The 22901-nt window shown below is 34.3% G+C and carries 16 protein-coding genes and 1 pseudogene; 7 read left to right on the top strand and 10 right to left on the bottom strand.

Translation table 11 applies throughout. The features are described 5' to 3' along the window. Positions 1–15 precede the first annotated feature (15 nt). Positions 16–3873: an autotransporter domain-containing protein gene (locus ACFELW_RS06790; protein ID WP_375330026.1), complete on the top strand. Its 3858-nt coding sequence runs from the start codon at positions 16–18 to the stop codon at positions 3871–3873. A 306-nt stretch (positions 3874–4179) separates the two neighbouring features. Here ACFELW_RS06790 and ACFELW_RS06785 read toward each other — a convergent pair whose 3' ends face one another. Genes ACFELW_RS06785 through ACFELW_RS06770 form a run of 4 tightly spaced genes read right to left on the bottom strand, consistent with a single transcriptional unit; the run spans position 4180 to position 8586 of the window. Beyond that, complete coding sequence (locus tag ACFELW_RS06785) at positions 4180–4965, bottom strand: succinate dehydrogenase iron-sulfur subunit (protein ID WP_375330025.1); 786 nt, start codon at positions 4963–4965, stop codon at positions 4180–4182. Positions 4966–4979: 14 nt separating this feature from the next. Continuing rightward, positions 4980–6866 carry an ATP-dependent zinc metalloprotease FtsH gene (ftsH, locus tag ACFELW_RS06780; RefSeq protein ID WP_375330024.1) on the bottom strand — a complete coding sequence of 629 codons (1887 nt, stop codon included), beginning with the start codon at positions 6864–6866 and terminating at the stop codon, positions 4980–4982. Positions 6867–6877: 11 nt separating this feature from the next. After that, a complete protein-coding gene (tilS, locus tag ACFELW_RS06775; RefSeq protein WP_375330023.1) occupies positions 6878–8191 on the bottom strand; it encodes a tRNA lysidine(34) synthetase TilS in 1314 nt (437 codons plus the stop codon). After that, positions 8191–8586, bottom strand: a complete 396-nt coding sequence (locus tag ACFELW_RS06770) for a hypothetical protein (RefSeq protein WP_375330022.1) — start codon at positions 8584–8586, stop codon at positions 8191–8193. The genes tilS and ACFELW_RS06770 overlap by 1 nt, the downstream gene beginning before the upstream one ends. A 199-nt stretch (positions 8587–8785) precedes the next feature. On the opposite strand from ACFELW_RS06770, the gene ACFELW_RS06765 reads away from it, so the two are divergent. Next, entirely contained in the window at positions 8786–10282 is a 1497-nt protein-coding gene (locus ACFELW_RS06765) for an Npt1/Npt2 family nucleotide transporter (protein ID WP_375330021.1), read from the top strand. A 176-nt stretch (positions 10283–10458) separates the two neighbouring features. On the opposite strand, the gene ACFELW_RS06760 is transcribed toward ACFELW_RS06765, so the two are convergent. Next, entirely contained in the window at positions 10459–10605 is a 147-nt protein-coding gene (locus ACFELW_RS06760; protein WP_341759470.1) for a hypothetical protein, read from the bottom strand. Positions 10606–10660: 55 nt separating this feature from the next. Between ACFELW_RS06760 and ACFELW_RS06755 the strand changes: the two are divergent. After that, positions 10661–11146 (top strand): annotated as a pseudogene (locus ACFELW_RS06755) (HD domain-containing protein); the annotation flags it as partial. Positions 11147–11288: 142 nt separating this feature from the next. Here the strand turns inward: ACFELW_RS06755 and ACFELW_RS06750 are convergent. From ACFELW_RS06750 to ACFELW_RS06740, 3 genes are all read right to left on the bottom strand, one after another. Further along, complete coding sequence (locus tag ACFELW_RS06750; RefSeq protein WP_375330020.1) at positions 11289–12653, bottom strand: MFS transporter; 1365 nt, start codon at positions 12651–12653, stop codon at positions 11289–11291. A 299-nt stretch (positions 12654–12952) separates the two neighbouring features. Next, the gene (gene metK, locus ACFELW_RS06745; RefSeq protein WP_341759899.1) at positions 12953–14113 is read right to left on the bottom strand and encodes a methionine adenosyltransferase; all 1161 of its coding nucleotides are present in this window, start codon (positions 14111–14113) and stop codon (positions 12953–12955) included. A 74-nt stretch (positions 14114–14187) separates the two neighbouring features. Continuing rightward, entirely contained in the window at positions 14188–15861 is a 1674-nt protein-coding gene (locus ACFELW_RS06740) for a ribonuclease J (RefSeq protein WP_375330019.1), read from the bottom strand. A gap of 63 nt (positions 15862–15924) precedes the next feature. Here ACFELW_RS06740 and ACFELW_RS06735 point away from each other — a divergent pair, with 63 nt between their 5' ends. Both ACFELW_RS06735 and ACFELW_RS06730 read left to right on the top strand, forming a co-directional pair. Further along, positions 15925–16593: a phosphatase PAP2 family protein gene (locus ACFELW_RS06735; RefSeq protein ID WP_094648998.1), complete on the top strand. Its 669-nt coding sequence runs from the start codon at positions 15925–15927 to the stop codon at positions 16591–16593. Next, complete coding sequence (locus ACFELW_RS06730) at positions 16584–17351, top strand: NAD kinase (protein WP_341749448.1); 768 nt, start codon at positions 16584–16586, stop codon at positions 17349–17351. The genes ACFELW_RS06735 and ACFELW_RS06730 overlap by 10 nt, the downstream gene beginning before the upstream one ends. A gap of 247 nt (positions 17352–17598) precedes the next feature. On the opposite strand, the gene ACFELW_RS06725 is transcribed toward ACFELW_RS06730, so the two are convergent. Then, positions 17599–18348: a TlyA family RNA methyltransferase gene (locus tag ACFELW_RS06725; RefSeq protein ID WP_375330018.1), complete on the bottom strand. Its 750-nt coding sequence runs from the start codon at positions 18346–18348 to the stop codon at positions 17599–17601. Beyond that, on the bottom strand, positions 18329–19909 hold the full coding sequence (locus ACFELW_RS06720; RefSeq protein WP_375330017.1) for a lysine--tRNA ligase: 1581 nt from the start codon (positions 19907–19909) through the stop codon (positions 18329–18331). The genes ACFELW_RS06725 and ACFELW_RS06720 overlap by 20 nt, the downstream gene beginning before the upstream one ends. Before the next feature lie 134 nt (positions 19910–20043). On the opposite strand from ACFELW_RS06720, the gene ACFELW_RS06715 reads away from it, so the two are divergent. Together ACFELW_RS06715 and ACFELW_RS06710 are read left to right on the top strand one after the other, a co-directional pair. Next, complete coding sequence (locus tag ACFELW_RS06715) at positions 20044–20586, top strand: disulfide bond formation protein B (protein WP_341759463.1); 543 nt, start codon at positions 20044–20046, stop codon at positions 20584–20586. A 201-nt stretch (positions 20587–20787) separates the two neighbouring features. Beyond that, entirely contained in the window at positions 20788–22731 is a 1944-nt protein-coding gene (locus ACFELW_RS06710) for a Sca4 family protein (protein WP_375330016.1), read from the top strand. Positions 22732–22901 lie beyond the last annotated feature (170 nt).

The raw sequence follows: 22901 nt of genomic DNA, 5'->3' as shown, positions 1-22901 counted from the left end.
GGTGGAATAGTATTTATGAGTGGTATCAACGATGCTACTTTAACTGTACAAGCTAATGGTAACAAATCTCTTGGTACAGTTGCTAGAAAGCTAGGACACATTGCAGCCTTTGGTAAGGTGACTATCAAAGGAGATAATGCTAATAAAGTTGATATTAGTAACACGGGGAAATTGAGCATTGTTCATGATACAAAGTTTGTTACAGAATTTATCGATGAGAGTGGTACTTCAGCCGCGATTGCTCGAATCGATATTGGACAATCTTATGCTGGTGCTGGTGGTGTTGGTACTGCTGTTACTGGTCCAGCAACTTATGTACTGGATGCCAAACATGGGGATTTTCATGTTTTAACTGATGCCACTCATCGGATTAATTTCTTGGATCCAGATGCTAAATTAATATTACGGAATAGTGATAATGATTACAAGACTATAACTTTAGCAAATAATTTGGTTCCAATTAATGATAAAGAAGGTGTAGTTGAATTTAATTCTCCTGTTGTTAACACAATGTTAACGATTAATAAAGTAGGAGATGCTAGTTTAGGTACTGCTAATCTTAAGCTAAAGGAGATAATCTTCTCTGGTGCTGGGGATCTTAATATTACTCCCACCATATATGCTCATACTATAATATCAGATATAACTGGTACTGTAACAACAAACGGTATTCATGGTGATGTGCTTTTGAGTGCTGCTAGTCAGTTAACCGGTGCTGTTAATGGTAGTGTGGGTTTTGCTGCTACTGCTCAGTTAATCGGTAACGTTACTACTGATGTGTTATTTAATGCTAATGGTAAGTTAGTCGGTAACGTTGGTGGTAATGTGGTTTTTGCTAGTGCTGGTACTACGACTGGTACTGTTGCAGGACATGTGGTTATTCGTGATGGTGGCGATGGTACAGTTGGTGGTTTGATTAGTAACAACGTAACTTTTAATGGTGATGGTCAATTAACTGCCAATGGTAGTATCCAAGGTGATGTATATTTTGATCATAAGAAAGGTACAGTTACGCTGGCAGATAAGCAGAAAATCGGTGGTATTATAAAAGATGGTGAAAATGCAACTTTAGAATTCCTAGGGGATGGAGAAGTAGGCGGTGCAATTGATGGGTTAAAACTATTAACAGCAGGTAATGGTAATGTGACATTAGCCGCCTCTGGTAATCATAGCGTTACTGAAATCCAAGGTAATGGCGTACAAAAATTAACTCTTGCTAGTGGTTTTAATTTAGCAGGTGGTATTAACTTAACTGGTGGACAGGCAGTTGGTTTAATATTCGAGGGAAATAGCAGAATTAGCGGTGTTGTCGGAACAGAAAAGAATCCCGTCGGTAATATCCAAATTAAAGCTGGTACTGTCGCATTTGATGATCTCATCAATGCTAAAAATATCCGTATACTAGGTGGTACAACTGTTGAGATTACTAAAGATGTCAATGCTGAAAATATTAATGGACTAGGTATAGTTAAATTTAATAACAAAAAAGATATTGTCATTAATAGCAAAATAGGGGCTAATATTATAGAAATAGCCGGATCAAATGTAGAAACTATTCAAACATTTTCAGCGGTTAATGTTCATTTCTCTAGTTCTCAAAATGCAACTTTAACATTAAAAGAAGATAGTATTATAAGTAACATTACAACAGCTGGCAATGGTTTACATAGTCTAGCATTAAATGCAAATCTTACTATTGTAGGTGATGTTGGTTCAGATAGTAACAGATTAAAAGAGATTAAATTACTAGGTGATCATACACTTAGCATTACTAACAGTAATCTCTATGCTGCTGTGTTAACTACAACTTCTGATAGTAGTAAAGTAATATTTGAATCGAGTGGTAGCGTTGCTTATGGTAATCTAGGGTCAGATAAGTTTAGATTGTCTGATGTAACTTTTGATAGTGACTCCACGGTAAAAGCCGATATTTACTCCAAGAAAATAACCATTAAGGATAATAAAACTGCAACTTTTGCTGGTACTGAGGAAAGAGCTATATTGATATCAGGAATACCAAGATTATTGAAGGATTTTACCTATAGCACGGAGATTGTTTCGGAAGAGATAAATGTTGAGACGGCATCATCCAAGATGAAATTTGGTAATGCAACCTTGGTTAAGGCTCCAATTAAGGATGGACAGGTGATATTAGCAGATAACGTATGGTTTAAAGAAGAAGTAATGTCAACAACCCCTGTAACCTTTGTGCCAGGTAAGTATGTAATATTAGAAAAAAATATTGCATTTTCTAACATTGAAGCCAGTCAAGCCAAGCTAATTATATTAGCTGAAAAACAAACTATCACTGGTGATTTAACCGCTAAAGATTTAACCATAGATCTTGGAACTAGCCAATTAAAATATGCTGGTAATGCCAAACTAGTAGGAGAGCTAAAATTACATAGTTTCTATGACTCGTCAAAGTCGGCAGGTGGTAATATAGAAATTCAGAGTAATGGTAAACTGGATCTATCACAACTAGACAAATTGCTTGTAACAATAGCAGGACGGACTGATGTTAACAAAATTTCTGATGATACTAAATATATTCTGATTTCGTCAGTTTATGGTAATGGTATTAGTACCTTGGACCCAAGTAAAATTACCTTAGATTCAACAAGTGAACAAAACCGCTTTGTCAGCTGGACTATTAATCCTAACAATCTGACCCTGTATGCAAAAGACATTTCTAAGGAAGTTTTAGAAAAAGAATTTGCTGATAAGCCTAAAGAAAAAAAGCAGTTTATTAAGCAATTGGATAAGGCAGCGGAGGCAGATATTAACTGTGATGCTGCTAAGTTTAGAAATGACCTTGGCTGTATGGATAAAAATAATGCCCAATTGGCAATGGAGAAACTATTGTCTAGTAATGAAAATTTAACTTCAATGAAAGATGGTCTAGAAAGTTTAAAATACGTAATAAGTGAAGTAATTTTTCAAGTTACCCACCAAATTACTTTAAGGTCTGAAAACATGCAGGTTCCTGTAGCATCGGGTGATGATGATAATGTAATATTATATGGAATATGGGGTAGTCCATTTTATAGTATTGCTGACCAAAAAATGCGAAAAGGAGTTAGCGGTTATAAATCAAAGTCAGCTGGTGGGATAGTTGGCTTCGACAGTTTGATAAATGATAATTTGCTAATTGGTACAGCTTATAGCCAAATTAACACAAAAATGTTTCATAAAGATCAAAAAATTGGTGATAAAACTAGTGGTAATACTAATGTCTTTTCCATATATGGTTTATATAAATTCTCAGCTAATTGGTTTGCTGAAGCGATAGCATCATATGGCATAACTAATGTTAAAAATTTGGAAGGACGTGTACTCCCAACTGATAAGAGAACTGTTACTACTCTAGGTATAGCTGTTGCTAAATATAAATCTACTTCTTATAGTGGACAACTACTTACCGGATATAGTTATCAACTTTCTGAAAAGTTAACTATTACGCCAATAATTGGGCTAAGATACTCACAATTTATAGATGCCGGTCATGTGGAAACTGGTACAGCATGCCAAAACCTAATTGTTAAGAATAGGTTATACAATAAATTTGAAGGTATTTTGGGTCTAAGAACTGCAACAAATATACAACTTGACCAATTACTGCTAATACCAGAATTGCATGGCTACATTAATTATGAATTCAAAGGGAAATCACCCATAATTGAGGCAAGGTTAGGTGGGATGAATGAACCATTACAAACCAAATCAGTTAAATCTGCTAAGATATTCTTCACTGTTGGTACTAGTTTAGCTGCAAAACACAATATGATGGAATATAGTGTTGCCTATAACGCTAACATTGCCAATAAATATATTGGTCACCAAGGTAGTTTAAAAGTTAAAGTGAATTTCTAGGGAGTAAAAATTGGATTGCCAAGCGTCGGCGTATATGTATCTTAAACGTCATTGCGAGAAGGCATAGCCGATGAAGCAATAAAAATTTAAACCAAATTTATTTAAATTTTTATTGCGAAACATAGTTGGTCCATTCTTAGTCATTTTTTGGATTGCCGCGTTGCCGCGGTTCCTCGCAATGACATTGACCACATACAACTTTTAAACTATCCTGTCTAAAACCGCTTCCTCTTCTAACTTCCGATAATTGTGGCGAAACCCCGAAGTTTTGTGAAGTCAATTCTTCAAAGCAGAAGAGTATACCCTTTACACTCCATGACGTTGTATTATTTGGTTTTTTATCTCTGCAATAGCTTTAGCTGGATTTAAACCTTTTGGACAAGTTTTGGTACAGTTCATAATTGTATGACAACGATATAGCTTAAACGGATCTTCTAAAGCATCTAAACGCTCTCCAGTATACTCATCCCTAGAATCAGCAATCCATCGATAAGCTTGTAGTAAAATCGCAGGACCTAAATATTTATCACCATTCCACCAATAGCTTGGGCAGGAGGTGGAACAACATGCACATAATATACATTCATATAGCCCATCTAATTTTTCTCTATCCTTAAGCGACTGTAATCTTTCACTATTGGAAGGAGGAAGAGTATCAGTTTTTAGCCAAGGTTCTATCGATTCATATTGAGCATAAAAATGCGACATATCAGGTACTAAATCTTTTACTACTTTCATATGTGGTAAGGGATATATCTTAATATCACCACAAATTTCTTCAATAGGCTTAATGCAGGCAAGTGTATTAGTTCCATCTATATTCATTGCACAACTACCACAAATCCCTTCACGACAAGAGCGTCTGAAAGTCAAAGTAGAATCTATTTCATTTTTTATTTTAATTAAGGCATCTAGAACCATTGGGCCTGTTTTGTCTAGATCTAACTCGTAAATATCAATTCTCGGGTTTTCCTCAGAATCTGGATCATACCTATAAATCCTAACATTACGTAGCTTAACCGCTTTCCCAGAATATTTATGTACTATACCTTTACCGACTTTAGAATTAGGTGGTAATCTAAGTTCTGCCATATCTATTCCCCACTCTACAAGTCTTTTTTCCGACTTGGTTTTTTAATTTTTATAGTACCATTATCATCATTGCTCATTGGAAATAAATTTGCCTCTTCTGAATTCATAGCTCTACCACTAAGCAAGTTTTTAATCTGTTGCCCTGACAATGTTTCATGCTCAATTAATATTTTGGCTAATAGATGGAGTTCACTAATATGCTCAGTTAGTATATTTTTTGCTAAATCGTAACCTTTTTCAACAAAATTTTTCACTTCCCTATCAATTAATTCTGCGGTATGTACAGAAGTATGACCTTCCCCCCTACCACTAGCATACATATCTTCATTGCTTGAGCCATGATATACAGGCCCTATTGCATCACTTAGCCCCCAATCAGTTACCATAGCTCTAGCCATTCTGGTTGCCATTTTAATATCAGAAGAAGCACCAGAAGTAACTTTGTCTTTACCAAAAATAAGTTCTTCAGCTACTCTGCCTGCCATTGCTACCGCTATGTCAGCTTCCATTTTATCACGCTGTATAGAAAACCGATCATTTTCAGGTAATCTCATTACCATACCAAGTGCTTTACCTCTTGGAATAATAGTTGCTTTATGAATTGGATCAGAAGCTGGGCAGTAAAGCCCAACTAATGCATGCCCACCTTCATGATAGGCAGTTAGTTTTTTCTGCTCATCTGACATAATCATAGAACGTCTTTCCACGCCCATTAACACCTTATCTTTTGCTTCCTCTAATTCCAGCATATCAACTTCTTTTTTGCCTTTACGAGCAGCAATTAATGCCGATTCGTTAACAAGATTAGCAAGCTCTGCCCCTGAGAATCCAGGAGTTCCTCTAGCTATGGTTCTAGGTATTATATTCTTAGCACATTTTATCTTCTTCAAATGTACTTGTAAAATTTGTTCTCTACCATCAATATCTGGATTAGGTACAGTAATTTGACGATCAAACCTTCCGGGTCTTAGTAAGGCAGTGTCAAGTACATCAGGTCTGTTAGTTGCCGCAATAATCACTACTCCTTCATTATCTTCAAACCCATCCATTTCAACTAACATCTGATTCAATGTTTGTTCACGCTCATCGTTACCACCGCCCATGCCAATACCTCTGTGACGACCTACAGCATCTATTTCGTCAATAAAGATTATGCAAGGGGCATTACGCTTTCCTTGTTCGAACATATCACGTACACGGCTTGCCCCCACACCAACAAACATTTCAACAAAATCAGAACCAGAAATACTAAAGAACGGAACATTTGCCTCACCTGCTATAGCTCTTGCTAACAGAGTTTTACCTGTTCCAGGCGATCCTATTAACAAACAGCCTTTGGGGATTTTACCACCAAGTTTCTGGAATTTACTTGGATCTCTAAGAAAATCAACAATTTCAGTTAATTCTTCTTTAGCTTCATCAATACCAGCTACATCTTTAAAAGTAACTTTCGCTCCTTTATCTGAAACTAACTTGGCTTTAGATTTACCAAAGCCCATAGCTTTTCCGCCACCCTGCATTTGACGCATGAAAAATACCCAGCCACCTATCAACAGAATCATTGGAAACCACGAAATGAATATGCTAAATAACAGGTTCATTTTGGTATCAGGAGGTATTACTTCAATATGCACACCATTACTATTTAGGCGGTTTATTAGATCTGGATAGTCAGGAGCATAGGTCGAAAAAGGTGTCCCATCACTTAGAGTTCCATCGATTATTCTGCCCTGAATTTTAACAGAACTGATTGATTTATCATCAGTTTTGGTTAAAAAATCTGAGAAAGAGATATTACTCTTTCCTCCCATAAAACCATAATTTTGAAATACATAAAAGACAAGTACCATTAAAACAAAAATCGATACCCAAATTAGAACATTCTTACTTTGATTATTCATCTACAACTCACCTAACAGAAATGCGTAAAACGCGATACAAAATTTGGAGAAAAAGCAACATCAAGCCCCTTACTCAACCCCTCATCATTATAGTAGGATATATGGGGTATGGCTATAACTTTTTCAAGTATCTTGACTACTGGTAGAGTGAATAAAATAGCAACATGGTTATTGAAACTTGTCTCTTTTAGTATTGTTAAATCTAAATCTTTTCTTATTTTACTATAATCCTTGATCGTTAAATTACTTACTAAGTAGCCTGAATTATTTGCAAAGCTTCCTGTAAAACGGAATCTACCATCCCAAATATCTATATTGTTAAGTTTAATGTCCATCGGCAAACTTCTGCCAAATTCCCGGCAAATTATTAAATTATTATTAATTTTTTTTATCACACAACCATGTAATGTTTTAGTAAAATTCATTTGTTGTTGTAATAATATCACTATTATCCTTATTGGCTCTGATCTACTACTACGATTTTTACCGCTAATAATGATAAGGACAAAACTAATTAACTGTAGTATTATTTCGCTAGAAAATCCTGTAATCTGTAATAAATTTATAGTAGCAAAACCGAATTGATAAATTTTTACTGATTCGGCAATGCAAGCGATTAATTCAGGTTGCAATTTTTCTTCTACTAATTGGTTAATTGTAGATTGCTCAGAAATTATTTGATTTGTTACATATTCTCCTTGTTGAGATAATTTTTTTCTAATAATATTTCGTTGGTATTTGTCGGATTTATTCGATTCATCTTCAAACCATTTTATATTATTGGCAATTAAATACGTTACTAACCGTTGTTTTGGTATGTTAAACAATGGTCTCACTATTTTAACATTATTATACCAATTAATAGGGCTACCACTAAGTCCAAATATGCTACTTTTTTTTTCTAATCTCAGACAATAATTTTCTATATAATCATCCAAATGATGGGCTGTCAAAATTGTCAATATATCTAATTTTTTACATAAATCGGTCATTAATTGATAACGTCCTTCTCTTGCCCTTGCTTGTAAATTAGAAAAATTATTTTGGTGATCGAAGTGAAGTAGATGGTAGTCATACCCCAATTTACGGCTTAAATCCCGAACATACTCATGCTCTAGCTTAGATTGTTCCCGCAAATGATGGTCAACTAACATCACAACCATACTAATATTTTCACTAATACTATTAGTGCTGACCCATTTATGTGTTAACATTAAAAGGGCTATGGAATCAGACCCCCCAGAAACAGCTAAGGCAACAGACCTTGTTTGAGGTCTATCACCAATTAGCTTTTCTATATTCTGCTGAAATTGTTGATAAAGCATTATTTCTTGTCAGTAGATTTAGGATTTTCTTGATTTTTTTTCAAATCTGAAATTCTTTTTTTATATTCCCGTTCTTTAGCAAGATAGTTTTGAGCTTCTTGTGAGATTTTTTTATATAATTCGCGTTTATGAGCGTTAATTTTAGCAACTTCTATTCGATATTGTTTTATTTCTTCCCTCAGTTCTGCTGAAATTCCTGCAGCATAAGAACCGAACTCATCAATAATTTTTTGTAATTCATTATCGTTATTAACAGTAGTACTATTAATATTAGTTTGTTTGGCATTTGACATTGTGGGTGACGTAGTATTTGCTATACTATATGAGCTTAGTAATAGCACTCCTACAATAGTAATTGCCTTATACAGAAAGTCTAATCTATTTTTTTTTATCATTTATACACTCCTAAAATATTTTTATATAACTTTTAAAATTTAATTGCTAAATGTGAAAACTAGCAAAATAAATATACATTATTATCTTTCTTAACACTAATCATAAATTATATGATATACGAAAAGAATTAATCATTTTATTTGACTTTTTGTACATAAGTCTATATAAGTGTACTGATTATATAATGAATAAAACAGTATGGATAAGGTGAAAGATAATAGTTATTTCTCAGAATTAAGAAGAGTGGTTTGGCCAATTGAAGGGCATGAAAATAAGAAGTTTCTGCCTATGGCAGCTATGATGTTTTGCATTTTGCTCAACTATTCCACCCTTAGGTCGATAAAAGATGGATTTGTCGTAACAGCTATTGGTCCTGAATCAATAAGTTTTGTAAAAACCTATGTCGTTTTACCAATGGCAATACTCTTTATGGTTGCTTATGTAAAACTCTGTGACTTTTTAAAACAAGAAAATGTTTTTTACGCTGTGACCAGTTTTTTTCTAGCATATTTTGTATTATTTACTTTCGTATTATACCCATATCCAGAGTTGGTGCATCCTAATCCTGAAACAATTGAGACATTAAGTAATGCGTATCCCAATTTTAAGTGGTTTATTAGGGTAGTTGGTAAGTGGAGTTTTGCAGTCTTCTATGCTATATCAGAACTTTGGGGAAGTATGATGCTTAGCTTATTATTTTGGCAATTTGCTAACCAAATTACTAAGACTGAAGAGGCAAAACGCTTTTATTCTATGTTTGGTATGCTAGCAAATTTATCTTTACCAGTTACTGCCATAATACTTTGCTATTTTTTAAGCACAGAAACTCAAATAGTTGCAGAACATCTGAAATACACTCCACTATTTGTTATTATGATGGGTAGTGCTGTAGTTATCATGTTATTGTATAGATGGATGAATCAGCATGTTTTAACCGATCCTACTTTATATGATGCAACGAGTAAAGTAATCAAGAAAGGTAAGGTTAAGCTATCTCTTATAGAAAGCTTTAAAATGATTTTTAGTTCAAAATATTTAGGGCTTATTGCCTTACTCATTATATCTTATAGTGTGTCAGTAAATCTTGTAGAAGGTGTATGGAAGTCAAAGATTCAGCAACTATATCCAAGCAAAGAAGACTATACCATGTATATGGGACAATTTCAGGCTTGGCAAGGTGTGACAGCTATATTATTCATGGTTGTTGGTTCTAATATCTTAAGAAGGGTTTCTTGGTTTACCGCCGCGATGATTACTCCTATGATGATGTTAATTACTGGGGTTGCTTTTTTTGCCTTCATTTTCTTTGATAGCACTATTGCGATGTACGTTACTGGTCTATTCGCTTCTGGACCTTTGGCAGTAGCAGTGATGATTGGAATGATTCAAAATATTTTAAGCAAGGCAACAAAATATTCACTATTTGATGCTACCAAGAATATGGCATATATCCCTATTGATAAGGATCTTAGAACAAAAGGACAAGCGGCAGTAGAAGTGATAGGTGGTAGGTTCGGTAAATCTGGTGGTGGTATTATCCAGTCAACATTCTTTATCTTGCTTCCTTCTTTTACCTTCGTTGAAGCTACCCCTTATTTCGCTGCTATATTTTTTGTTATCGTAATATTGTGGCTATATACGATTAAATCACTTAATAAGGAGTATCAAGCTCAGCTATCTGATAATAAATTGTAAGTCTAAAAACGTCATTGTGAGGAGACCTTAGGTCGACGAAGCAATCCAGAAAAGTGATTATTAAAAATGGATTGCCATGCCATCTACGGTGGCTCGCAATGACGATTTTCTACTTTATTTTCTTAAACTGATGCCTATGCACTCCTTGCTCCTAGCACCAAATTCTCCTGAATTGACTATAAACTAATCATCCCAGAAGGTAATAAAAGATATCTTGCTAAAATATCACATGACATTAAGGGGGTATTAACCATCAAAACCATATTCCATGCGAGTAAAATATTAGATATTGTTCTAATAGAAAAATATCTAATTTTTTCCATTAAATAAGTTGACTTCTAATTTAAAATCGATTATAATGATAATTAAGGTTATTGTATGAAAGATATTAACTGTTGGGATAATTCAAAATACAGGTCTTGTACTTACGCTGAACGGTTACTTACTAAACTTGAACAGCTAAATAAACAAGTAGTTGTGCCGGTGGATATTGATGAAGTCAAAAAAGGCATTTATTGCGCTAAAGAATACCATGGCAGTCAAATGAGGCAGTCAGGCGGACCGTATTACTCACATCCGATTGAAGTGGCTTATATGGTTGCTGAATATACTGCTCTAACAGTTCCAAAATTGTTTAGAACCGACATGATTGTTACCGCATTACTGCACGATACCATTGAAGATACAGAACTTACCGAAGAGATGATTGCGTACACTTTTGGTAGTAAGGTTGCTAGTCAAGTAGAAGACTTAACTAGGGTCAAGCCTCATGGCAAGATTAGCTCTGCAGAAACACTAAATATATTATTTCAGCAAAAAAAATATGATGTGGCATTGATTAAAATTTTTGATAGAATTCATAATCTAGAAACTGTTGGTGTAAAATCCCCTGAAAAAATTAAGAAGATTATAGAGGAGACGGTAATACATTTTGTAACTTTATCTATGCATTTAAAAATACCAACAGTAACAAAACAAATTATTGAATTATGTTGTCGGCATTTAGCTATACCACATTCTGTTCACCATGATCTACATAGGACTTTTGTGGATAATTCCCAGCCTCTTTCTCCAATTTTTCAAAATGAAATATTCCGAATGCAAAACCTATGCAAACTGGAAACAATATCATCATTATCCCCCAATGATGCCAATATTCAGTTAAGTAAACAATTGCAAAAGAGGTAACTAAATACATCAAGGCACGAGATATAGCAAATGTAATGCTAACACAACTAAACCGTTTAAAGATAGGAAAATATCTATAAAAGATTGGATGTCCTAGGTCAGGACCGGTAGGTGCAAATAATACAACGAATAATTGAATTAAAAAAACATTAAGTGAACTATTAAGGTTATTTAATAAATAAGGACAAGCTAAAGCAAATACACAAAATATTAATAACATGGTTTTTATAATCTTTAACGGATATATTTTATAACTGAAATATGTGAATACCAAACTGCTTAAGAAGCCACATATTGAAATAATAAAATTTTGATGAATGACCTGTGCAGCACTGTAGTCAAAAGAATTTTTTAAAAGATTCCCGCAATAAATATAAATAAAATAAAAGAGTACAGGCCACATACATTCTATTAAGAACAAGGCCATTACTGTTACTTTATTAGCTTTTTCCGTCCATATTGAATTATTTTCTAGTTTTTTTAGATATATGCTGGCAACATTTGAAGTTTGCTGAAAAGTCTTTTTTAGCTGACGTTTGGCATCAGCAAATTCCGGCGTTTCTCTAAGACTCCTTCTGGCTACTGTTCCAACCAGTGCTACGCCTGTTCCTATCCAAAATGCTAGACGCCAATTAAATCCATAGGAGGTCACTAACGATGCTATTCCTAAAGCAACAACTCCTCCTAAAGTACTAAAAACCACAACTGATGAAACAGCTGGATATTGGATTGGTGGATTTATAAGTTCAGTTAAGTAAAGTTTTGCTCCTACTACCTCTCCCATAGAGGATATTCCTTGCATTATACGACATATTGTAACCAACCAGGAAGCTGTAATACCTATTTGGGCATAAGTAGGCAGATTAGCCATAGTAAGACATGATAAAGCCATGATAAAAGTCGTTATGACAACGGTAGTCTTACGCCCCATATTATCACCTATCCAACCAAAAATTAATGCTCCAATTGGTCTAAAAACAAAGGTAGAGCAGAAAGCTGTAGCTGAATAAATAGCGGTAGTATGAGGATCAGCTTTTGGGAAAAATAGCTCATTCAACAATAGAGCCATATGTACATAAAGCATCAGGTCAAAATACTCTAAGAATGTTCCAACGGACAGTAACCCTACTGCTTGTTTTTGCTCTTTAGTTAGGCTTCTTTGTTCTTGCTGATATCCTATCATTAATTCACCTTAATATTTATTAACACTAATAATTTATAGTGATGATTTGATTAATTAATAGCAAGAGAAAAATAGTATCGAAAATTGAAATAATAAATTTTGGTTGTAATAATATCACAATTCTATAAACTAAATTAGAAGGGGAAAAAGAAGCACACCTAGCCAATGCAATGCGAGAGCAAGAGCTAAGATTACAGGGAGTGTATGAAAAAACTAGAAAGGTGGAGGAAAGCGAGAAATATAAGACTTACTCTAAATTCAGAGATGCAGTAACAGCGGAGCAGCCAAATGAAGCATGGTCATTTTTTTAGTGAGGCAGTACGTAATAACGCCACTTTATCTAATTGTTCCCAAGTAAATCCTTGATCTTCTCTACCAAAATGCCCATATACCGCTGTTTTTTGATAACAAGCAGTTTGCAATTTGAGTTGTTTTATAATTCTACCTGGTCTTAGATCAAAATGTTCATTTACTAATTCCGCTATTTCATTATCAGTTAATTTGCCAGTACCAAAAGTGTCAACTAAAATAGATACAGGAGCTGCCACTCCAATTGCGTAGGATATTTGTATTTCACAACGATCCGCTATCTCAGCTCCTACAATATTCTTAGCAATATAGCGAGCCATGTAAGCAGCCGAGCGATCTATTTTTGTTGGATCTTTGCCAGAAAAACAACCACCACCATGCCTAGCCATTCCCCCATAAGTATCTACTATAATTTTTCTACCAGTAAGCCCACAATCTCCTACAGGCCCACCAATAACAAATCTACCAGTAGGGTTAATTAAATATTTTGTGTCTTTAGTAATCCATTCTGCTGGTAGTTCTGGTTTAATAATTTCATCCATTACTGCTTCTACTAGCTGGCTATGAGTTACATGACTATAATGCTGAGTTGATAATACAACCGCATCAACACCAACCGGCTTATTGTCTTGATATCGTAAAGTAATTTGTGATTTTGCATCTGGACCAAGCCATGGCAAAATTCCTTGCTTACGTAATTTAGCTTGCCTCTTAACTAATTTATGAGCATAATATATTGGAGCTGGCATCAGAACTTCTGTTTCATTACAGGCGTAACCAAATACCATCCCTTGATCACCAGCACCAATCATATCCTCATCTTGGTTATCCACACCAATAGCTATATCTACTGATTGTTTGGTAATACCGGATATAACAGCACAAGAATCTGCGTCAAACCCAAGGCTTGGGTCGTTATAACCAATCTCTCTTACTGTATCACGTGCTATTTGCTCTATATCAACCCAAGAATTTGTAGTAATCTCTCCACTTACTAAAATCATACCAGTTTTCACTAAAGTCTCACATGCAACACGGCATTTAGGATCTTGAGTGATAATTGCATCTAAAATAGCATCAGAAATTTGGTCAGCAATTTTATCTGGGTGTCCTTCAGACACCGATTCAGAGGTGAAAATTCTATTTTTTATCATAAAAATACTCTTTGGATTAACAGAAATAATTTATATTTATTCAATAATGGGTCTCAGTAATAAAACCTAATTCAAATAGCTTTCTCCACATTAACTATAATAAGAGGCGATTTATTCATTTCATGTTTTAATATTTTGCGAATAGCTGACCTTACAGCATTTTCGACCTGATCATCGAGGAGATTACCTTTTGATTTTCTCTGAATTTCTACTGTTTCAGCAATATTATCTTTGATTAGATTAATTAGCTGTGCATCATCATTAGAGTCAAGAAGTCCTGGCATAGATAAAATAGGTCTACAAGTAAGTTCGCCCTTCTTATTTAGTATCAGAGAAGCAACTACTATACCATCATCACGCATACGTCTGCGGGTTCTGAAAATTGATGATTCAGCTGGTAAAAGATAATTGCCATCAACAGCCAAATAACCCGTTGTTACTTTAGTTAAAATACGTGGATTATGAGGATCAAGTAATACTAGGCTACCATTTTCTACTTCAATAGCATGCTTTATACCATTTTTACGAGCTAATTTTGCTTGCCCATGTATGTGTACCGGTTCACCATGTACTGGCACGCAAATCTGAGGTCTAATTAAGGCGTACATTTGCTTGAGTTCGTCAATTGATGGATGTCCAGAAACATGAACGAAATGATCTCGTTCAGTTATCACTTCAATTCCTGCTTTTACGAAAATATTAAACATACGGAAAATTTTCTTTTCATTGCCAGGAATAATTTTTGAAGAGAATATAACTGTATCTTTAGGAGCTAACTTGATACTAGGATGACTATTATTTGCCATTTTGGCAGTAGCTGCTAGAGGTTCCCCTTGACAGCCAGTAGCAATAATTAAAAGTTCTTGCCTTTTAAATCTTGCAACATCCCGCTCATCAATTAAAGGGGCAATATCTTTCATATAACCACTTTCCTGAGCTGCGAGCAAAATTCTATGCAAACTTCTTCCTGATAGCACTACTTTTCTTCCTGCCATCTGACCTGCATGAATTATAGTTTCAAGTCGTGCCAAATTTGAAGCAAAGGTTGTTACCACAATCATTTGGGGGCAACCTGCTATAATATCTATTAAACTTTTACGCACTTCTCCTTCAGAGCCAGAAGTCCCTGCATTAAATACATTAGTTGAATCACAAACTAAAGCTAAAACCCCTTCATCGCCATAGGATTTTAGTAAATCCTTGTTAGCTTTTTCACCGAGTAAAGGATCATGATCAAATTTCCAATCTCCAGTGTGGAAAACATTGCCAGCTTCTGTGCGTATCATAATTGCTTGCATTTCGGGAGCTGAATGGGTAAGTGGTACCATTTCTAATTGGAATGGATCAAGATTTATTTTTGCCGAAGGTTTTACTTCATGAATTTTTATAGTTTTAGCAAAATCATATTCAGCTAATCTAAGTTTCAGAAAATTTGCAGTGAAGGTAGTTGCATATATTGGGCATTTTAGACTGCTCCACAAATATTGGATTGCTCCCAAATGATCTTCATGTGCGTGAGTTAGGACTAAAGCTAACAAATCTTTTTTATATTGTTCGATAAAGCTAATATCAGCAATTATCATATCAACACCTGGTAAATAGTTATCAGCAAAGCCGCTACCACAATCAACCATCAACCACTTTCCCTTATAATGATATAGATTGACGTTTATGCCGATTTCATTTGACCCGCCAAGTGGTAAGAATAGTAAAGCATTTTTATGGTTTTTAATGTTGAATGGCATGTTAACTTCTATATTATGTATGGTTTAAGTATATTTTTATACCTTATTTTCGGCTTTTAGTCTATGATTAATACTAATTTAGTTTATGCGAACATATTTGCCTTTGGTATAGTCTTATTATTGATCGTACTATTTCCTAATTTTGATATAGATTTCTCAAATTTATTCTACGACAGTAACGATGGATTTATCTACCGTAACAATAGCATTGTCCAATTATTGTTTGAAATTATTCCAATATTAACTAAACTACTACTTACAGTAACATTATTATACTTAATTTACTTAATTGTTAAGTATAAAACTTTTAATAGACTTATTATTTCTGGGAGCTTTTATATAATTTTGTCTACAGCAATAGGTCCTGGATTATTGGTGAATCATCTATTTAAAGAACATTTTGGCAGGGCTCGTCCTGTGCAAATTAAAAATTTTAATGGTTCCAAAAATTTTACTCGAGCTTTTTTAATTTCTAATGAATGTGTACATAACTGCTCATTTTCATCAGGACATGCAGCTATGGGATATAGTTTAACTAGCCTTGCGTATATTGCTCCTGTTATATATTTCTCAAGAATCTACAGTATCACCTTAATTTTCGGCTCATTAATTGGGTTAAGTCGCATATTAATGGGGGGGCATTTTTTAAGTGATGTATTAGCCTCATGTTTTTTTGTATTAATAATTAACCATATATTGTATTTATGTTGGCAAAAACTAAAATTAATATAAATAAAATTGCAATTATTTTTAACAATTCCACGAAATCGTTAGAACTAGTTAAGCAGCTCGAACTATTCTATAAATTCTGCAAAGTGGAAGAAGCAGAAGTAATTATTGTAGTTGGCGGAGATGGCGAATTATTACATGCGATACATCGTTATATGCACCTGAACGTTCCTTTTTATGGAATTAATTCTGGCAATATTGGGTTTTTAATGAATTCAATTATTATAGAAAAATTAATAGATAATTTACAAGAATCAATAGTTTCTCATTTATACCCTTTAGAGACGCAAGTAGAAACTGTAGATAGTAAAACCTATACCGCCCTAGCTATTAATGAAGTCTCGATATTTCGTAAAACCAACCAAGCAGCTAAATTTAAGATTGAAATTGATCAAGTTGAACGTATGAGTGAATTAGTAGCTGACGGGGCAATGGTTGCGACTCCAGCTGGTAGCAGTGCTTACAACTTATCTGCCGGGGGACCTATTTTACCACTTGAGTCAAATGTATTATGTCTAACGCCAATTTGTCCTTTTCGTCCAAGACGTTGGCACGGTGCGTTATTACCATTTTCCACTACTATAAGATTTGAAATTTTAGAAAGTAATAAAAGACCAGTAAATGCAGCTGCCGATTTTCAGGAATTTGACGATATTAAGTCAGTATTAATTAAATCAGCAAAAAACAAGATGATCAAATTACTATTTGATAAAAAAAATAGCCTTGAAAATCGAATTATCAAAGAGCAATTTAATGAGTAATAAGGCAAAAAGACTAACTGTTAATAGTGTATTCCTAGTAATGCACCTATAACATTAGTTCGTCCTTTAGCCCCCCAATCTTGCTAACCAAAACATCTTTATCCTTTTACAGCATAACCATGAGTACAAGGCATATCATGAGCAAAACCACTTTCATCTAAATATACAATAGGTTTCCCATCTTTTTTATGGTCACTAATTTTATTATGGAAAATCAATTTCTCTTCTTCTTTGGCTTTGGGATGATTTATAGTTTTTTTATACGTTGTCCATAAATTAAAAATTCCTGGTTGCCTTTTGCTCCTAGAATAGGGCTGGGTATTACCCCAAATATGTTAAAATTATAATTTGATTCTAGCCATTGTTGAATTTTATCACATACTTTTTGATGTAAGAGTTGGCTTCTAACAATACCACCATTCCCGACCTCATTCTTTGCCACTTCAAATTGCGGCTTAATTAAGGCAATTAGACGGCAATTATCTTTTGCTAAACCAAATGCAGTGGGTAATATGGTAGTAAGGCTAATGAAGCTGGCATCACAAACGATAATATCTGGTGGCAAACTAATTTGCTCAATTGTTAAATACCGGGCATTAGTTCTTTCAATTACTGAAATTCTAGGGTTATTACGCAGTTTATGATGTAGTTCACCATATCCGACATCTACCGCAAAAATCTTTTCAGCCTTTCTACGAAGCAAAACCTCAGTAAAACCACCGGTACTAGAGCCTATATCTAGACAAATCAGCCCTTGTGGAGCAATATTGAAATGGTCTAGAGCAGCAATTAATTTTAACGCCCCTCGTGATACATAATCATGTATCGGGCGTTTTATAATAATATCACGAGTATCAATTGATACTCCCGTACCTGGTTTAGTATTTTGCTGCTGATTAACATATACTTTGCCTTGGATTATTAAGCTTCGTGCGATGTTAATATCATCAACTAATTGGCATTCTACTAAATGCTGGTCAAGCCTTATTTTTTTCATCAATCAAATTTATAGTATCTTGAATACCAAAAAGTTTAACAAAAGACCCAAGCCTTGGCCCTTCAGTTTGACCAAGTAATATTTGATATAATTCTTTAAAATAATCTCGCAAATTATGATAACCATGATTATTACCTATATCATAAATTTTCTCCTGAATCTGTTCGGAAGTACTATCTACTGGTAAAGAAGATAACATAGTGCTAATTTCTTGTAAGATAACTTTTTGCTGAATATTAGGCGTTAAATAGCACTTATTCGCTTTAATAAAGTCATTATAATAACCAATGGCAAAATCTGTTAAATGATCAAGGTACGGAGCATTTTGCGGTGTTGCATCTGGAGCGTACTGACTGATGAATCCCCAAAGTACCGATTTATCTTCCGGATTACAAACTGATGCTAGGTTGAGCAATAGGCTAAAACTAATGCCAAAAGTTTCGATAATAGGCACATTCCCATGATGAATATGGTGTACTGGATTAGCAAAACGCTTTACTTGATCAGTTTCTAAATGATATTTTTTATTAAACGTAATATATTCATCAACATTTTTAGGTATTACATCAAAATGTAAACGTTTGGCTCTTGTTGGATTCTGGTACATAAATAATGCCATACTTTCCATAGGGGCATATTGTAGCCATTGATCAACTGTAATACCGTTGCCTGTAGATTTAGAAATTTTCTCTCCATCTTCATTAAGAAATAATTCATAAAAAAATTGTACTGGTTCAATGCCACCCAAAATTCGACAAATTCCAGAGTATAACCTGGCGTTAGTCATATGATCCTTGCCATACATTTCATAGTCAACTTGTAGCGAAGCCCAACGCATGCCAAAATCAGGTTTCCATTGTAGTTTGCAATGCCCCTTGGTCACAGGAACTTCAACCAATTTTCCTTCTTCATCTTGATAGCTAATAGTGCCGTTTAAACGATCAACTTTGCTAATAGGTACTTGCAGGACAATGCCGGTTTTTGGACAAATCGGCATGAAAGGCGAATAGGTTGCTTTTCTTTCGGCTCGAAAGGTTGGTAACATTAGAGCCATTATCTCCTCATATTTGTCTATGACTTTTAGCATCATCTGATCAAATAAACCGGATTTATAACATTCTGTACTACTAACAAATTGATATTTAAAGCCAAATTTATCTAAGAATGAGCGAAGTTTGGCGTTCATGTAATGCCCATAACTTTCACACTTACCAAAAGGATCTGGCACAGATGTAAGAGGTTTGCCAATATGCAATGCCACCATATCAGGGTTGGGGATATTACTTGGAACTTTACGCAGACCATCCATATCATCAGAAAAACAGAACATCTTAGTTGGAATATTCGATAGTTGTTTAAACGCTTCTTGCACCATTATAGATATAGCAACCTCTGCAAATGTACCAATATGCGGTAACCCTGACGGTCCATAGCCCGTTTCAAATAATACATAGCCTTTAGCTGGGGTTTTGCCGCCCAATTGATCTAATATTCTTTTTGCTTCTAAAAAAGTCCAAGCGTTTGATTTAACCGCATCTTCTAAAATTTCTAGTTCTGACATCTATAATATCCATAAGTTTGATTCGATTTACCAAGATTATAAATATACATGGTTTTTTGTAAATTTATAAATATATCTCTTGAGTTTTTTATAATATTCTTAGACAATAACCGATTAAAAATTATTATTTACTTATGACTATTCCTTCTATTGTACATTTTTTTCGTAAAGATAGCTTTAGAATTTTACATATAACCCTAATTTGCATATGCATCTTTGCCTTATCTTTAGCTTATTTTGTTGAATATATATTACATTTTATACCTTGTCCTTTATGTATTTATCAAAGATTCCCATATTTATTTATCATCAAGATTTCAGTTGTAGCATTAATTATTAAAAAAATAAGCAAATATACTTTATTTTTTATCACTCTAAATTTATTAGGTGCTTGCATATTAGCAGGCTATCATAGTACCGTAGAAAGGGGAATAGTTAATCCAAGTGTTCTTTGTTCAACTTTAATCCATATTCCTAAACACTTATCAATCCAAGATATTAAAGAGATATTTTATAGCCAACCGATCACGAGTTGTACCAAAGCAACAGTTAAATTATTTGGCATATCGATGACAGAATGGAATTTGTTACTAAATCTCTCTTTATTATTTGTCGTACTCTTTACTTGGCTTTATCCTGATAATACTAAATCTGCAAACAATATCACTATAGAATAAAAATTATTATTTTTCATATAATATACTCTTGTGCTATTAGTGCTAACTAATTATATGATATAATAGTTATTTTCAACCTAGAAAAATAATGAGCTTCTTATTTAATGAGGTTGTCTTAAAAATAAAACAAATTAGTTGCTTTAAAGAAGAATATTATTTAGCATCAAATAATAATTAGAATTTAAGAATGGGGTGGGGACAATGGGTAAAGAAATTAGTGAAGAAAAAAATCCTAGAGAATATTTTGAATATTATGGAGATTTTCTTATAGAAGTAAATAGAAGTAGAGAAGAAACAAATATTGAGGAAGCTGAACCTATAGCTCTATCTTTGTTTGAAATCGTAAAGAGAACCTTAGAAACTAGTGTAGCTAGTTCTGTAGAGAAAAAATCTATATTAGATGGATTTGCTGAAACAATTAGGAATAATATAGAAGAACTACATGAGTTGCCAGAATCTGACAAAATAGAAACACCATCCATAGTGTTCGATAAATTTGCTGAAAAATTATCAGGATACATACAGGATGATAAAACACCTACTAAAATTCTCCAAAAATATGAAGAGCAGTTGCAGGCAATCGTAGCTGCTACCAAGCCCCAAGAACTTGCCCAGGACGTCTTGTTCTTGTCAGAGTCAGAAGTGGAAAATCCACCTATAGAATTAGGGGAATCTTTTTCTGATGTTAACACTCCTGTTTTTTCTGCTGCTGATCGAGCTATTGATCCTATAACCCGAGCAATTAGAACCCAGATATTAACCAAGCAGAGGGAGCTAATAGTTATAGCTTTAGTAAAGAATGGTACAGTAGAAAAAGAAAAAATTGATGATATAAATGAGTTTCGTAAGTACTTTGAAAATGAACAAAATAAAGAAAAAATCAGTGAGATTCTAAAAACAGATAAAGATTTAAAACGGGCTCTAGAGCAAGTCGAAATTATCGGCTATCAAAACGTCCATACGGAGTTTGCTGGTATATTCACTACTATGGAATGGAAGGATGGAGCTGTAGAAAATGATAGTGGTATTACTACTAGGAAACAGGTGGTACGAGATGCAAACGGTATCGAAATTGCAACATTAGCAGAAGCAACCCATAAAATAAATCCTCCTCATACAGTACAAAAGAGTGATGGTACTAACGTTACAATTAACAATTATAGGACGATAGATTTTCCGATAACACTTGATAATAATGGTCCGATGCATTTATCTTTAGCTGTCAAGGATCAGAATGGCAAAAATATTGCGGCAAGTAAGGCTGTATATTTTACTGCTCACTATGATGATGATGGTAAGCTTGTCGAGGTTAGCTCACCACATCCAGTGAAGTTCAGTGGGGATAGCCCTGACGCAGTTGGCTATATAGAGCATGGCGGACAGATATATACCTTGCCAGTAACGCAACAGAAATATAAAGAAATGATGCAAGAAGTTGCCAAAAATCTAGGGCATGGTGTGGATATTTCACAATCTATTGATGCACCGGATATTATGGTAATATCTAGACAAGGTATTGAAGAAGCACAGTTGTGTAAAGCACAAGAAAATATGGTGCCTATTGATATAGTTAAAAGGAAGGAAGTGGTATTAGAGATAGAAGAAAAAACAGTAGAACATGCCCCTGGAATCTCTCAAGCTGTGTTAATAAATAGTGAGGCTAGAGATAAGACTGAAAGTATCAGAGCAAGTTTATTAAAATCACAACATATACGTCCTCTAGCTCGGAAAAGTGAGGAGGATATTACAAAATTGGTAGGAGAGCTGTCTAAAAGTTTGGAAGGTAAAGAACTTGAAAATCAAAAGAAAGATATTGATAAAGAGTTGAAAAATTTATCAACCCCTCAAGAAAAAATAGGCTTGTTGAGGGGGTTATCAAAGGCTGTAGTGGAGAAAGGATGGGAAGAGTTTAAGAAAGTTGGTAAAAACGAACCAGATGCAGAGCAGGTTAGATTGATGACAGAAGGTAGGAGAGTAGATGGAGAAGAATTATCAAAAATAGGACATACACAACGGAAAGCAGAACATACTAATGTTAAAGGTAATATACAGTTACAAGTATTCCTACTAGATAAAATTGATGAAGTATCCAAGAAGAAACCAATTATTACTGTTAGACCTCAAGGTACCAGTTATAGTTTGTGAGCGTTCACGGAAAAAAAGTTAAAGTACACGATGTATATTAACGAGAATGCGTAAGCCTAGAAGCAATCTAACCTCACAACCATTAGCGAGGAGCTACTTTAGTAGCATTGATGCAATCCAGGAAAGTAATTAGAAATGGATTGCTTCGACCATTACATGGTCTCGCAATG

This window comes from Candidatus Tisiphia endosymbiont of Nemotelus uliginosus (genome assembly GCF_964264755.1).
In the GTDB taxonomy this organism is placed as follows: Bacteria; Pseudomonadota; Alphaproteobacteria; order Rickettsiales; family Rickettsiaceae; genus Tisiphia.
Note: the sequence above shows the minus strand (reverse complement) of the source record. Positions and strands in the feature narration are given on the sequence as shown.